We start from the raw sequence: 13,464 nt of genomic DNA, 5'->3' as shown, positions 1-13,464 counted from the left end.
GGGAACAACGTCGGATACCGTGCGTTGTCGCAGGGAGTATTCGTGAACCGAAGGGGTCGGTTCACCGTGCCCGGGGAGTGAGGAGCATTCATGGCCCGATCCACGAACGGCACGGCCCGCCGCCGTCTCGTCGTCGTGGAGTCGCCGGCGAAGGCCAAGACCATCGCCGGCTACCTTGGTGACGGTTACATGGTCGAGTCGTCGTTCGGCCACATCCGCGACCTGCCGTCCAAGAAGACGGAGGTCCCCGCGGCCGAGCGCGAGCGGTACGGCAACCCCGTCGGCGTCGACGTCGAGGGCGGGTTCGAGCCGCTGTACATCGTGCCGCCGGGCCGGGCCAAGGACCAGGTGAAGAAGCTCAAGACCATGCTCAAGGAGGCCGACGAGCTGCTGCTCGCGACCGATGAGGACCGCGAGGGCGAGGCCATCGCGTGGCACTTGCGCGAGGAGCTGAAGCCGAAGGTCCCGGTGCGCCGCATGGTCTTCCACGAGATCACCCGCGACGCCATCCGGGCCGCCGTCGAGAACCCCCGCGACATCGACGAGGACCTCGTCGACGCCCAGGAGACGCGGCGCATCGTCGACCGCCTCTACGGCTACCAGGTCTCCCCGGTGCTGTGGCGAAAGGTCATGCAGGGCCTGTCGGCTGGTCGGGTCCAGAGCGTGGCCACGCGCCTCGTCGTCGACCGCGAGCGCGAGCGCATGGCGTTCCGGTCGGCGGAGTACTGGGACCTCACCGCGACGCTCGACACCGGCACGTCCGACGATCCGCACGCGTTCGAGGCCCGGCTGGCCACGGTGAACGGCACGAAGGTCGCCACCGGCCGCGACTTCGACGCCCGCGGCGAGGTCAAGAGCCGCGACGTCGCGGTGCTCGACGAGCAGCGCGCCCGCGCCCTGGCCGCCGCGCTCGGCGACGTCGACTACACCGTCCGCTCGGTCGAGGCCAAGCCGTACACCCGCAAGCCGTACGCGCCCTTCCGCACCACCACGCTGCAGCAGGAGGCCTCGCGCAAGCTGGGCTACGGCGCGGCCCGCACCATGCAGGTGGCGCAGCGGCTGTACGAGAACGGCTACATCACCTATATGCGTACCGACTCCATCACGCTGTCGGACTCCGCACTGAACGCGGCCCGGGCGCAGGTGGCGGAGCTGTACGGCGCCGAGTACCTGCCCGACGCGCCGCGCAAGTACACCAGCAAGGTGAAGAACGCGCAGGAGGCGCACGAGGCGATCCGCCCGGCCGGTGACACCTTCCGCACGCCGGCCGAGACCGGTCTGCGCGACGACGAGTATCGGCTGTACGAGCTGATCTGGATGCGCACCGTCGCCTCGCAGATGCGCGACGCCAAGGGCGAGACGCTCACCGTCCGGGTCGGTGCCACCGCCGCCACCGGTGAGGACGTCGAACTCACCGCGTCCGGCCGCACCATCACCTTCCACGGCTTCCTCAAGGCCTACGTCGAGGGCGCCGACGACCCCGAGGCCGAGCTCGACGACCGCGAGCGCCGGCTCCCGCACCTCACCGAGGGGCAGGGGCTGACGGCGGCCGGCGTCGAGCCCGAGGGCCACAGCACCAAGCCGCCGGCCCGCTACACCGAGGCCACGCTGGTCAAGGAGCTGGAAGACCGCGAGATCGGCCGCCCGTCCACGTACGCGTCGATCATCCGCACCATCCTCGACCGCGGCTACGTGTTCAAGCGCGGCACCGCGCTGGTGCCGGCCTGGCTGGCCTTCGCCGTGGTCCGGCTGCTCGAGGAGCACTTCACCCGGCTGGTCGACTACGAGTTCACTGCCAAGATGGAGGACGTCCTCGACGACATCGCCGCCGGCCGGGCCGACCGTGCCGCCGAGCTGGCGCAGTTCTGGCACGGCGACTCCAGCGTCGAAGGGCTGAAGAAGCTCGCCGACAACCTCGGCGAGATCGACGCCCGAGAGATCTCCTCGTTCCCCATCGGCGACGGCTTCACGGTGCGGGTCGGCCGCTACGGGCCGTACCTCGAGGACCCCGAGGGCAACCGCGGCAGCATCCCCGAGGACCTCCCACCCGACGAGCTCGACGTCGAGAAGGCGCGCGAGCTGGTCAGCCGCGGCAACGGCGACCGCGAGCTCGGCGTCAACCCGGCCACCGGGCGCACCGTCGTCGCGAAGTCCGGCCGCTACGGCCCGTACGTCACCGAGGTGCTCCCCGACGACGCCCCGAAGAGCGATCGGCCGCCCACGGCGTCGCTGTTCAGCAGCATGTCGGTCGACACCGTGACGCTGGACGAGGCGCTCGAGCTGCTGACGCTGCCGCGCGTGGTCGGCACCGACGCCGAGGGCGCCGAGATCATCGCCAGCAACGGCCGCTACGGACCGTACGTGAAGAAGGGCTCCGACACCCGGTCGCTGCCCGACGAGGCGTCGCTGTTCACGGTCACCGTCGAGGAGGCCGAGAAGCTGTTCGCGCAGCCGAAGGGCCGCCGCGGCGCCCGGGCGGCCACCCCGCCGCTGCGCGAGCTGGGTACCGACCCCGCGTCGGGCAAGCCCCTGGTCGTCAAGGACGGCCGGTTCGGCCCGTACATCACCGACGGCGAGACGAACGTGACGGTGCCCAGGGGGACGGACATCGAGCAGCTGACGCACGAGCGGGCGGTCGAGCTGATCGCGGAGAAGCGGTCCAAGGGCCCGGCGCCGCGCAAGCGGCCCACGCGCGCCCGGTCGCGCGGCTGACGCCGGGCGCCCGCGGCGGCGTCAGTCGCCGCGGGTGATGAACCCGGGCGGGCCGAAGCGGACCCCGGTCTCCGGGTCGATCGAGTATTGGGAGTACGGCGAGAAGTCCCCCGACGCGATCTCCCGCTCGACCTCCTCCATCGGGACGTGCTTGCCGGCCTCGATCTTGCGGTCCGGGCCGAGCCGGTCGAGCATGCGCTTGTTCGTGATCCCCAAGTAGAGCACCGGCTCGTCGCCGGAGTTCACGTGCGTGTGCCACTGCATGGTCGGGATGAAGAGGAAGTCGCCTGCTCCCACGGGTACTTGACGCCCTGGACCTCGGAGCGGCCGACGCCGCCGACCAGGTCGTACGGCATCGGCCGCCGCGCTGTGGTGCTCTCGGTCGACAACTACCGCAAGGCGGTCGGCGACGAGCCGGAGCCGATCCTCGACGCCATCGCCACCTGGCGCGTCTTGTCCGATCAGGTTCGGCGTGCTGATCTTCGACTACCGGGGGGTTCGGCACGTCAACGTCCCCGGCCTGCTGGCCTGGGCGAACAAGTCGAAGTGGGCGGTCAAGCCGCCGTCGGGCAGCTTCGAGACGGTCGAGGACCTGGAAGGTCAGCTGATCGCCGGCGACGTCGACGGCGCCGTCGAGGAGTGCCGTAAGTTCGAGGCAGCCGGCGTCGAGCACCTGGTCTTCGACTTCCGCTTCAAGTTCGACAAGTGGTTCGACCAGATCGAGCTGCTCGGCACCGAGGTCCTGCCCAAGCTGAAGGGCTGAAACGAAAGGCGACCCGCATGCCTCGAAACGAGTTCGGCTGCGAACTGACGGTGTCCGCGCCGCCAGCGCGGGCGTGGGCCACGCTGACCGACGTGCCGGTGCTGGTGTCGTGGATCAGCGTGCTCGAACAGGCCGAGGAACTGGCGCACCTGGAGCGGTACACGGCGGTGCTGCTGGACCGGCTCGGCCCGTTCAAGCTGCGCGCCGACCTCGCCATCACGCTGAGCGACGTGCGCATCGAGGAGCACGTGACGGTGCACGCCGAGGGCGAGGACCGTCAGGTCGGCTCCCGGCTCGTCGTCGACGCGACGCTCGACCTCGAGCCGACGGATGACGGCTGGACGACGGTGCGTGTCGCCGGCGTGTACGAGGTGAGCGGCAAGGTCGCGGCCATGGGCGGCGGCACCATCAACAGGAAGGCGGAGAAGATCATCGCCGAGTTCTTCTCCAACGCCGGGAAGGTGCTGGGCGCCGCATGACGCTGCCGTCGTTCGCGCTGCTGCGACCCACCACGCTCGACGAGGCGCTGCGCGAGCTGTCCGAGGACGTGGTGCCGTATTGCGGCGGCACCGAGCTCTGCTTGCGATGCGGGTCGGCCTGCACCGGCCCGACGCACTGGTCGACGCCCGCATGGAGAAGCACATCGGCAACGCCCGGGTGAGCCGTCAGGGCCCGTAGTACGCGGAGAAGGAACCCGACGAGCTGCTCGTCGACGTCCGATCCCGCTGGGCCACGGGCTGCGTGCCGCGTATGTGAGACCAACCTCGACCAGGCGGCCGAGCGGGTGGGCCTCGACGGTGCGGACATCCGCCGACGCAACCTCGTGCGCAAGGGCGAGGAGATCCTGCCCGGCAAGCGCGGCATCGACGCCGACATCCCGGCCGATCTGGAGATGGTGGTCGTCGGGCGAGGTCACCGGCCTCGGGCTGCTCCGCCGCGACGGTGCGACCCAGAAGATGCCGCCGTTCTGGGTGGTCGGCATGGTCGGCGTCCCGGTGGAGATCGACCCCGAGACCGGTGTCGTCGCCGTCGACCAGCTGGTCACCGTCGCCGACGTCGGCTTCGCCATCAACCCGCGCGCCGTCGAGGGACAGGACCTCGGCGCGGCCACGCAGGGCCTGGGCAGCGCGCTGCGCGAGGAGCTGGTCTACGACGGCGCGCAGCTGGCCAACGCGAACGTCGTCGACTACCGCGTACCGCGCGTGTCCGACCTGCCACGCAAGATCGACCTCGTGATTGCCGAGCGCAGGGACGGTGTGGGACCGTATGGCGCCAAAGGAGCTGGGGAGGGCACGCTCACCCCGATCGGCGGGGCGGTCGCGGCGGCCGTGGCGCGCGCCGTCGGCCGGTGGCCCGACCGTCTCCCACTCACTCCTGAGCGCGTGTGGCGCCTGATGAGCAGCGATTGACTAATGTATCTTCCAGAAATATCGGAGGCAGGGGAACGATCATGGCGAAGGCGAAGTGCGCCGCAGCGGACAACAGTCATTCGGCGGCGGGGAAGGAGGTTCTCGACCAGCTCGCCCAGTCCGTGCGGGGCACCTTCCAGACCGTCGAAGACATGACGCAGACGTTCATCCGTGAGGCGATCCTGCAGGGACACTTCCCTCCTGGGCAGCGGCTGAACCTCGACAACATCGCCGCGACGCTCGGTGTCAGCCGCATGCCGGTCCGGGCCAGCCTGCGCCAATTGGAGGGTGAGGGCCTGGTCCGCATCCACGCGCATCGCGGCGTCACCGTCTCCGTCCTGCAGCCCGACGAGATCGCGGAGATCTACGAGCTGCGCATCCTGCTCGAGACGTACCTGCTCGAGCGAGCGATGCCCCACCTCACCGAGGAGATTCTGCGCGACCTGCGCAAGTCCGCCGAGGCCATGGAGGCCGCCGACGACCTCGCCGACGGCCTCGAGATCCGCAAGGGCTTCTACGAGAAGCTCTACGCGCTGGCCGAGCGGCCGCGCGCGCTCGCCGAGGCCAAGCACCTGCGCGGCTCCGTCGGCCGGTACCTCCTGCTGCTGCGGGTCACCGAGGAGCACGGCGGCCACCTCGGGCTGCTGTCGCACCTGGAGAAGGGCGACCTCGAGGGCGGCAAGACGTGGCTGCGCGACCACCTGTCGCATGTGTCCGAGGAGCTGCAGAAGCTGGTCTCCGAGAACGACCCCGCGGCGGCCGGCGCCCGCTGATCGTCGCCGCAGGGGCTCAGCGCTCCGGCCGGACGTACGCTGTCAGGCTCGAGGGGCCGATCAGCTCCCCGTCGGTGGCGGGGTCGAGGTCGCCGTCCCTGATCGTCAGGACAGAGTGCGGCTCGTCCTCGAACTCCGCACTCATCTTCTGCTTGGTCAGTTCCACGATGTCACCCTCGTCGTGCTCGATGGCTCGGATGGGTGAGGCCCAGGCGCTCGTCGCGCTCCTGCTGTTCGTGTGCCAACGCGTTCGTCGTGCGCGCGGTCAGTCGCCGCTTGGAGCAGGGGCTCGGGTTCCCTCGTCTCGTCGGTGACGAATGTCGTGGTCGGCGGCGCGCTGACCGTGTTGCGCATCCGAGAGGCGGTGACCGGTGTGACGGTGCTCGGCTCCGTACTCATCACCGGCGGTGTCGCCTGGCTCGTCGTGTGGTGACGGCCGAGCGCCTAGGCTCGGTGCCATGAGCCTGCATGCCACCGAGGTCAACCAGCTCACCGCCGCGTGGCTGCGGCGCACGCAGGGCGCCGGCGTCCTGTCCGGCGCCGGCCTGTGGCCGCTGCTGGCCGTGCTGGCGTCGTCCGCCGACGAGCCCGGGCGCGACGAACTGGCCGCCGCCGTCGGGCTGTCCGCCGACGAGTCCATGGACGCCGCGCGTGACGTGCTGAAGGCGCTGGCCGACCTCGACGGCGTCGACGCCGCCCTCGGGCTGTGGGCGCAGCAGGCGGCGCAGGTCCGCCCGGAGTGGCGCGACACCCTGCCGTCCGGCACGTTCGGCGAGCTCACCGGCGACGCCGCCGTCGACCAGCCGGTCCTCGACGAGTGGGCGCGCGAGCGCACCCACGGGCTGATCGAGCGGTTCCCCGTCAATGCCGGTCCGGAGCTGATGCTGACCCTCGCGACGGCGCTCGCCCTGCACACGACCTGGCAGCGCAGGTTCTCCGACGAGCCGTGGCCGGTCTCCGGCGGCGCCTGGGCCGGACGACGGCTGGCCGGGCTCGAGCGCACCACGCCCGACGCCGACGACCTGCGCGTCGCCGACTCCGCCACCGGCCCGCTGACGCTGACCCGCGTGGCCGGCGACAACGGTCTCGACGTGCACCTCGTGCTCGGCGAGGAGGACCGGGCCTCCGGCGACGTGCTCGCGGCGGCGGTCCCGCTGGTGGCCGACGACGCTGCGGTGACCGGTGGGGCGGCGCTGCTGGAGTGTGGCGACGTCGCGCGCTGGCCTGGGGTGTCGACGGTGTCCGCGCAGCGCCCCGGCCTGGTGCTCAAGACCGCCCGGTTCACCGTCCGGTCCCTGCACGACCTGCTCCGCCAGGCCGACGTGTTCGGGCTGCGCGCGGTCAGCACGGGTGATCGCGACCACTTCCCGGCCATCGGCCCGGTGCCGTTGCGCGTCGACCAGGCGCGGCAGGCCGCCGTCGCGATCTTCAGCGCGACCGGCTTCGAGGCGGCCGCCGTCACCGCCATCGGGCTGCGGGCGGTGTCGATGCCGGTGTACCGCGCCCGCGCGGTCGCCGTCAGCTACGACCGTCCGTTCGGCTTCCTCGCCGTGCACCGCGACAGCGGCCTGGTGCTCTTCGCCGGCTGGGTCGACTCGCCGGAGGACTGGTCGGGGGCATCGCAGCGGGAACGGCCGCAGCCCGGGGTGATGCGCGACCGCCTCCCGCGGCACACGGCCGAGTGAGCTCAGGCGACCAGTTCGGGGGTTCGTGACGGCGACGGCTCGTCGCAATCGGTGGCCGCGGCTTCGGCGGCGCGGGCGCGGTCGGTCATCCGGCGCCGGGTCCGGATGACGGTGTGCGCGGCGCCGGCCCAGACGCCCACCAGGACGCCGACGGCCGCGCCGATCGCCACCTGCAGCCACAGCGGCGCGTCGGTGACCGTACCCGTGACGTAGCCGAGCCCGACCGTCCAGCTCGCCCACAGCAGCCCGCCGGCGAACGCGAACACCGCGAACCGGCGCGGCGGGATGCCCGCCACACCCGCCGCCGCAGCGATCGTCGTCCGGCCGAGCGGGACGAACCGTGCGGCGATGATGGCCGCCGCGCTGGTGGACCCCATGCGTTCGTGGGCGCGGGCGATCTTCGCCTTCAGTCGCCGGCCGAGCCGGGTGCGTTCGAGCGCGCCGGGCAGCGCCCGCCGGCTCATCCCATGGACCGCGAGGTCGCCCGTCACCGCGCCGAGCGTCGCCGCGGCGATCGACCAGCCGACGTTGAGATGCCCGGCCGCCGCCAGAGCGCCGGACGACACCACGAGCACCTCGCCGGGAAACGCCGGCACGACCGCGTCGATGGCCACGAACGCCGCGATGACGAGGTAGGCGAGCGCGGGCACGGCCACGAACGACAGCAGGTCCATGGACTCCACACTCGGTTCCTACCGGTGCCGGGGCAATGGTGTGGAGCCGAACTCAGGGATCTCTCAGGGACGGAGTCAGGGACGGTAGTAGGGCAGACCCCAGTCTTAGGGCGTACGCCCACGTTGTCGGTGTCATTCACTAGGCTGACGGCGTGACCGGACCGCGAGGGCTGTTCGTCGCCTTCGAGGGCGGCGACGGCGTCGGCAAGACCACCCAGCAGGCGCTGCTGGCCGAACGCCTGCGCGCCCGGGGCCGCGACGTCGTCGTCACCCGCGAGCCGGGCGACTCCCGCATCGGGCAGCAGGTGCGCGCCATCGTGCTCGACGGCGGCGAGCTCGACCCTCGCGCCGAGGCGCTGCTGTTCGCCGCCGACCGCGCCGACCACGTCGCACACGTCATCCGGCCGGCGCTCGAGCGCGGCGCCGTGGTGCTGGTCGACCGCTACGTCGACTCCTCCGTCACGTATCAGGGCGAGGGCCGCGGGCTGGGCCGCGAGCAGATCGCCGCCATCTCCCGGTTCGCCACGCAGGGCCTGCTGCCCCACCTCACGGTCGTACTCGACCTCGACGAGGCGGCGCGGGCCGAGCGGGTGCGCCGGCAGAGCTACGTCGACCGCATCGAGCGCGAGCCCGACCACCTGCACGAGCGTGTCCGGCAGGCGTTCCTCGAGCTGGCCGCGGCCGCACCCGACCGCTATCTCGTCGTCGACGCCGCCCGGACGCCCGAGGAGATCGCCGCCGACATCGCCGTCGCCGTGGACAAGGTGATCGAGGGATGAGCGTCTGGGACCCCGTCGTCGGGCAGACCGTCGTGCCCGCCCTGCAGCGCACCGTCGCCGACGCCGCCGCATATCTCGACGGCGGGCCGCGCGGCGCCATGACGCATGCCTGGCTGTTCACCGGGCCGCCCGGGTCCGGCCGGTCGGTCGTCGCCCGGGCGTTCGCGGCCGCGCTGCAGTGCCCCAACCGTGGCTGCGGTCAGTGCTCCCAGTGCGCCGACGTGCGCGCCCGCACCCATCCCGACGTCGCGTCGCTGGTCACTCAGGGCTTGAACATCCGCATCAGCCAGGTCCGCGAGCTGGTTCCGCGGGCGGCGCTGCGCCCGGCCCGCGGCCGCTGGCAGGTCGTCATCGTCGAGGACGCCGACCGGCTCGGCGAGGACGCCGCCGACGCGCTGCTGCTGTCGGTCGAGGAGCCGCCGGAGCGGACGGTGTGGATGCTGTGCGCGCCCACGGCCGAGGACATCGTGCCCACCATCCGGTCGCGCTGCCGCGTCGTCAACCTGCGCACCCCGCCGTACGCCGACGTCGCCCAGCACCTCGTCGCCACCGAGGGCGTCGAGCAGGAACTGGGCGAGTTCGCCGCCCGCGCGTCGCAGGGCCACGTCGGCCGGGCCCGCGCGCTGGCCACCGACGCCGAGGTCCGTGCCCGCCGCGCCGAGGTGCTGCGGCTGCCGTTCGACCTCGCCGATATCCGCCAGTGCCTCGACGCCGCCGCCAACCTCGTCGAGGCGGCCAGGGCCGACGCCGAGAAACACTGCGACGCCCTCGACGAACGCGAGGTCGAGGAGCTGCGCAAGGCGCTCGGCGCCGGCACCACCGGCCGCAAGCCGCGCAACATCGAGGCCGCGGTGAAGGAACTGGAGCGCGAGCAGAAGCTGCGCCGCACCCGCGTGCAGCGCGACTCCATCGACCGCGCGCTGGTCGACGTCCTGGCGCTCTACCGCGACGTCATGATGCTGCAGCTGGGCGTGGGCACCGAGCTGGTCAACGAGGAGATGCGCCCGTCCATCGATCGGCTGGCCCGCTCCGGCACTCCCGCGGCCACGTTGCGCCGCATGGAGGCCGTGGTCGCCGCGCGCGAGGCGTTGCAGGCCAACGCCCTGCCGCTGCTCCAGCTCGAGTCCATGGCGCTGGCCCTGCGCGAGGGCTGATGGCGGCGAGTCCCACGAGCGAGAAGGAACTAGGGTCGTCGGATGGACGCCGCCGGAGATCCCTGGGAGATCGTCGACGCGCTGACGGCGTGGGCCGAGCGCACGCCGTGGTGTGACTGGATCGAACTGGCCGGGTCGCTGGGACGCGGCGCCGGTGACCGCGTCTCCGACGTCGACGCCGGCCTGGGCGTCGTGCTCGACGGCGCCACGTACGACGAGCGCCGCGACGCCACGCTGGCCGCCGCGCGCGGGTACGCCGTCGTCGCCGACGAGCTGATCCAGCATCTCGGCAGCCCGGAGAAGCCGGCCGATCATCTGGTGCTGCAGTACGCCGACGGCCGCCAGCTCAGCCTCGTCGTCATGACGGCCGACAGCCGGCCGGGACTCGCGCCGGGGTCGCGGCCGGTGTTCGACCGCTCCGGCCGGCTGGCCGAGCCGTTCGCGCCCTCCACCCTGCACGCCACCGCCGAGCTGCGGCGCGAGTGGGCGTTCCTCGGCTGGTGGGGCCTGGCCGACGTCGCCAAGCACGCCGCGCGCGGCCGGGTCTGGCGGGCGCTGGAGTCGCTGCACGAGGTGCGGACGTTCGTCTGGCGGCTGCATGCGGCCGAGCTGGGCGTCGACTACCCGGTGTTCGGCGCGGTCAGCGTGCAGAACGCCGACCTGCCCGAGCCGGCCGGGCTGGCCGCGACGCTGCCGGCCGCCGCCGAGCCGGCCGCCGTCCTCGCCGCGGCGCGGGCGCTCGGCGACGTGCTGGAGCCGCTGGCCGCGCCGCACGCCGTCGACGGCGTCCGGGCCGAGGCGCTGCGCCGGCTCGCCGCGGCCTGACGCCGTACACCGTCCGGACGCCTTCCGGACACCCGCGTCATAGACCTGATGACGGGCGGATCAGTCGGCCCAGGGCGCCATTGGACCGCCCGCCATCGTCCACACTGTCGGCCCGCAGCGACCTCACACCGTCGTCCGCGTCGCGGCGATGCCGTTCCCGGCGGCCCGACACCTTAGGGTGGACGCGTGGGCATGGTGATGGCAGTGGCCTTCACCCGGTACGGGAGGCTCTACTACCTCGACCCGGGTGAGCACAGTCCACGCGTCGGCGACAAGGTCCTCGTCCCCACAGACGACGGCCCCGAGGTCGCCGAGTGCGTCTGGGCGCCGCAGTGGGTCAGCGAAGACATCGGTGGCCTGCCGGTATGCGAGGGGCCGGCCACCGAGAAGCACCTGCAGCGCGAGGAGCGCAACCGCCGCCGCCGGGCCGAGATCCGGGTGGCCGCGCGCCGGCTAATCCGCCACCACGACCTCCCGATGAAGATCGTCGGCGTCGACTACGTCGACACCCGTCCCGACGTCGACCAGCTGGTCACCATCTACTTCAGTGCGCCACACCGGGTCGACTTCCGCGAGCTGGTGCGCGACCTCGCCCGTACCCTGCGGGCTCGCATCGACCTGCGCCAGCTCGGCGCCCGCGACGAAGCCCGCGTGCAGGGCGGCATCGGGCCGTGCGGCCGCGACACCTGCTGCTCGACGTTCCTCACCGACTTCGAGCCGGTCAGCGTGCGCATGGCGAAGGACCAGGATCTCCCGCTCAACCCGCTGAAGATCTCCGGGGCGTGCGGGCGGCTGATGTGCTGCCTGAAGTACGAGCACCCGCTCTACCAGGACTTCAAGCGCAGCGTGCCGACCGTCGGCTGCGACGTCACCACCGATGACGGCGTCGAGGGCACCGTCGTCGCCTACAACGTCCCGGCCGAGACGGTGTACATCCGCGACCGCGATACCGGCCGCCGGGTCGCCTGCCCGAAGGCCAGCGTCTGCGGGTCCCGGCAGGCATACGAGGGCGCGGTCGCTCAGGGCGCCCGCCGTACGCCCGACATCGAGGACGACGTGTACGAGGACGACGGGGAGCACCTGTGAGACTCCGTGCCCTGGCCGGCCTGGCGGTCGCCGCCGTCGTGGCCGCCGCGGGCTGCTCGGCCGAACCGGCGCGCGACGGCCAGCCGGCCGACGTGCCGGACCGGTCGACGCCGGCGCCCGACGCCACCGAGGGGATCGACCCCGAGCTCGCGCAGTTCTACACGCAGGAGCTGGAGTGGCGCGACTGCGGCGAGGGGTATCAGTGCTCGACGGCCACCGTCCCGGTCGACTACGCCGACCCGGGCGGCGACACTCTCGAGCTGGCGCTGCTGCGGGCGCCGGCGACGGGCGACCAGCGCCTCGGCTCGCTGCTGGTCAACCCGGGCGGGCCGGGCGCGTCCGGCGTCGAGTACGCCCAGCTGGCCGGCTCCGTCGTCACCGAGCAGGTGCGTGAGCGCTACGACATCGTCGGCTTCGACCCGCGCGGCGTCGCCGAGTCCACCCCGGTCGACTGCGTCGACGACGCCGAGCTGGACGAGTACCTCGCCGCCGACGCCACCCCTGACGACGACGCCGAGATCACCGAGATGGAGGAGTCGATCCACGACCTCGCCGCCGGCTGCGCGACGAACTCCGGCGAGCTGGTCCCGCACATCGGCACCGCCGACGTCGCCCGCGACCTCGACGTGCTACGCGCCGCGCTGGGCGACGAGAAGCTCAACTACCTCGGCAAGTCGTACGGGACGTTCATCGGCGCCCTCTACGCCGACCAGTTCCCCGACCGCGTCGGCCGGCTGGTCCTCGACGGCGCCATCGATCCGACGCTGTCCGGCGACGACCTCGGCCTCGGCCAGGCGCGCGGTTTCGAGCGGGCGCTGTCGGCGTTCCTGACCTGGTGCTTCGACCAGGGCGACTGCGCGCTCGGCTCGTCGGAGGACGAAGCCCGCGCCACGCTCGCGGGGCTGCTGCAGCAGGCCGACCAGCAGCCGCTGGTCACCGACGACGAGAACCGGCCGCTCACCGAGTCGCTGGCGTTCTACGGCATCGTCCTGCCGCTGTACCTCACCGCCGACGAGGGCTACGAGCCGCTCAACGAGGCGCTCGACCTCGCGCTGACCGAGGGCGACGGCACGCTGCTGATGACGTTCGCCGACCTCTACCTCGAACGCAACAGCGACGGCACCTACAACGGCAACGCCAACGAGGTGATCAGCCTCGTCAACTGCATGGACCACCCGGAGTCCGCCACGGCCGACGAGGCGCGGGCCGCGCTGTCCGAGTTCACCGCGGTGTCCCAGGTGTTCGGGCCGTTCCTCGCCTGGGGCGGGTTCGGCTGCTCGGCGCTGGCCGACGGCCTGGCCGAGGCCGACGTCGGCGGGGACGACCCCACCGCCACGTCCACCGCGCCCCCCGCGCCGCACCCGCCGGTCACCGCGCCGGGTGCCGACCCGATCCTCGTCGTCGGCACCACGGGCGACCCCGCCACGCCGTACGAGTGGGCGCAGTCGCTGAGCGAGCAGCTGTCGTCCGGCGTGCTGCTCACCTACGACTCCACGGTGCACACGGCCTACCTCGCGGGCAGCAGCTGCATCGACGACGCCGTCGACGCGTACCTGCTGGCCGGGACGGTGCCGGACGAGGGCAGCACCTGCGCGGCGTGAAGC

General features: G+C 72.4%; 16 protein-coding genes. 13 read left to right on the top strand and 3 right to left on the bottom strand.

What is annotated here, in order from left to right; genetic code table 11:
* Window positions 1-90: 90 nt before the first annotated feature.
* Window positions 91-2,712 (top strand): type I DNA topoisomerase, encoded by a 2,622-nt coding sequence (gene topA / locus E1262_RS10055; RefSeq protein WP_132103001.1) that lies wholly within the window; start codon window positions 91-93, stop codon window positions 2,710-2,712.
* A 21-nt stretch (window positions 2,713-2,733) separates the two neighbouring features.
* On the opposite strand, the gene E1262_RS31690 is transcribed toward topA, so the two are convergent.
* A complete protein-coding gene (locus tag E1262_RS31690; protein ID WP_275261697.1) occupies window positions 2,734-3,174 on the bottom strand; it encodes a cupin domain-containing protein in 441 nt (146 codons plus the stop codon).
* Between the two features lie 10 nt (window positions 3,175-3,184).
* Here E1262_RS31690 and E1262_RS10045 point away from each other — a divergent pair, with 10 nt between their 5' ends.
* From E1262_RS10045 to E1262_RS10025, 5 genes are all read left to right on the top strand, one after another.
* Entirely contained in the window at window positions 3,185-3,475 is a 291-nt protein-coding gene (locus E1262_RS10045) for a TroA family protein (RefSeq protein WP_203453727.1), read from the top strand.
* A gap of 17 nt (window positions 3,476-3,492) precedes the next feature.
* Entirely contained in the window at window positions 3,493-3,954 is a 462-nt protein-coding gene (locus E1262_RS10040) for an SRPBCC family protein (protein ID WP_132102999.1), read from the top strand.
* Complete coding sequence (locus tag E1262_RS10035; protein WP_132102998.1) at window positions 3,951-4,136, top strand: hypothetical protein; 186 nt, start codon at window positions 3,951-3,953, stop codon at window positions 4,134-4,136. Before E1262_RS10040 ends, E1262_RS10035 begins: the two co-directional genes overlap by 4 nt.
* Window positions 4,137-4,227: 91 nt before the next feature.
* Window positions 4,228-4,884, top strand: coding sequence for a molybdopterin cofactor-binding domain-containing protein (locus tag E1262_RS10030; protein ID WP_338033351.1), 657 nt, complete (start codon window positions 4,228-4,230; stop codon window positions 4,882-4,884).
* Between the two features lie 41 nt (window positions 4,885-4,925).
* Window positions 4,926-5,657: a GntR family transcriptional regulator gene (locus E1262_RS10025; protein WP_132102996.1), complete on the top strand. Its 732-nt coding sequence runs from the start codon at window positions 4,926-4,928 to the stop codon at window positions 5,655-5,657.
* A gap of 16 nt (window positions 5,658-5,673) precedes the next feature.
* Here E1262_RS10025 and E1262_RS30265 read toward each other — a convergent pair whose 3' ends face one another.
* Complete coding sequence (locus E1262_RS30265) at window positions 5,674-5,823, bottom strand: hypothetical protein (protein ID WP_162605849.1); 150 nt, start codon at window positions 5,821-5,823, stop codon at window positions 5,674-5,676.
* A 144-nt stretch (window positions 5,824-5,967) separates the two neighbouring features.
* Here E1262_RS30265 and E1262_RS31685 point away from each other — a divergent pair, with 144 nt between their 5' ends.
* Window positions 5,968-6,090: a hypothetical protein gene (locus E1262_RS31685; RefSeq protein WP_275261689.1), complete on the top strand. Its 123-nt coding sequence runs from the start codon at window positions 5,968-5,970 to the stop codon at window positions 6,088-6,090.
* Window positions 6,091-6,115: 25 nt separating this feature from the next.
* Entirely contained in the window at window positions 6,116-7,342 is a 1,227-nt protein-coding gene (locus tag E1262_RS10020; protein ID WP_132102995.1) for a serpin family protein, read from the top strand.
* A 2-nt stretch (window positions 7,343-7,344) separates the two neighbouring features.
* Here E1262_RS10020 and E1262_RS10015 read toward each other — a convergent pair whose 3' ends face one another.
* Window positions 7,345-8,016, bottom strand: a complete 672-nt coding sequence (locus E1262_RS10015; protein WP_238992895.1) for a DedA family protein — start codon at window positions 8,014-8,016, stop codon at window positions 7,345-7,347.
* 152 nt (window positions 8,017-8,168) lie between these two features.
* Between E1262_RS10015 and tmk the strand changes: the two genes are divergently transcribed.
* The 5 genes from tmk (at window position 8,169) to E1262_RS09990 (ending at window position 13,461) form a co-directional block, all read left to right on the top strand.
* Window positions 8,169-8,795, top strand: a complete 627-nt coding sequence (tmk, locus tag E1262_RS10010; protein ID WP_132102993.1) for a dTMP kinase — start codon at window positions 8,169-8,171, stop codon at window positions 8,793-8,795.
* Window positions 8,792-9,949, top strand: coding sequence for a DNA polymerase III subunit delta' (locus E1262_RS10005; protein ID WP_132102992.1), 1,158 nt, complete (start codon window positions 8,792-8,794; stop codon window positions 9,947-9,949). The genes tmk and E1262_RS10005 overlap by 4 nt, the downstream gene beginning before the upstream one ends.
* A 42-nt stretch (window positions 9,950-9,991) precedes the next feature.
* Window positions 9,992-10,774: a hypothetical protein gene (locus E1262_RS10000; protein WP_132102991.1), complete on the top strand. Its 783-nt coding sequence runs from the start codon at window positions 9,992-9,994 to the stop codon at window positions 10,772-10,774.
* Window positions 10,775-10,966: 192 nt separating this feature from the next.
* Window positions 10,967-11,860 (top strand): PSP1 domain-containing protein, encoded by an 894-nt coding sequence (locus E1262_RS09995; RefSeq protein ID WP_132103090.1) that lies wholly within the window; start codon window positions 10,967-10,969, stop codon window positions 11,858-11,860.
* On the top strand, window positions 11,857-13,461 hold the full coding sequence (locus E1262_RS09990; RefSeq protein ID WP_132102990.1) for an alpha/beta hydrolase: 1,605 nt from the start codon (window positions 11,857-11,859) through the stop codon (window positions 13,459-13,461). Before E1262_RS09995 ends, E1262_RS09990 begins: the two co-directional genes overlap by 4 nt.
* Window positions 13,462-13,464 lie beyond the last annotated feature (3 nt).

The sequence above is a fragment of the Jiangella aurantiaca genome, from assembly GCF_004349105.1.
In the GTDB taxonomy this organism is placed as follows: Bacteria; Actinomycetota; Actinomycetes; order Jiangellales; family Jiangellaceae; genus Jiangella; species Jiangella aurantiaca.
The sequence above is the reverse complement of the archived record's forward strand: the minus strand, read 5'-3'. Positions and strand labels throughout refer to the sequence as shown.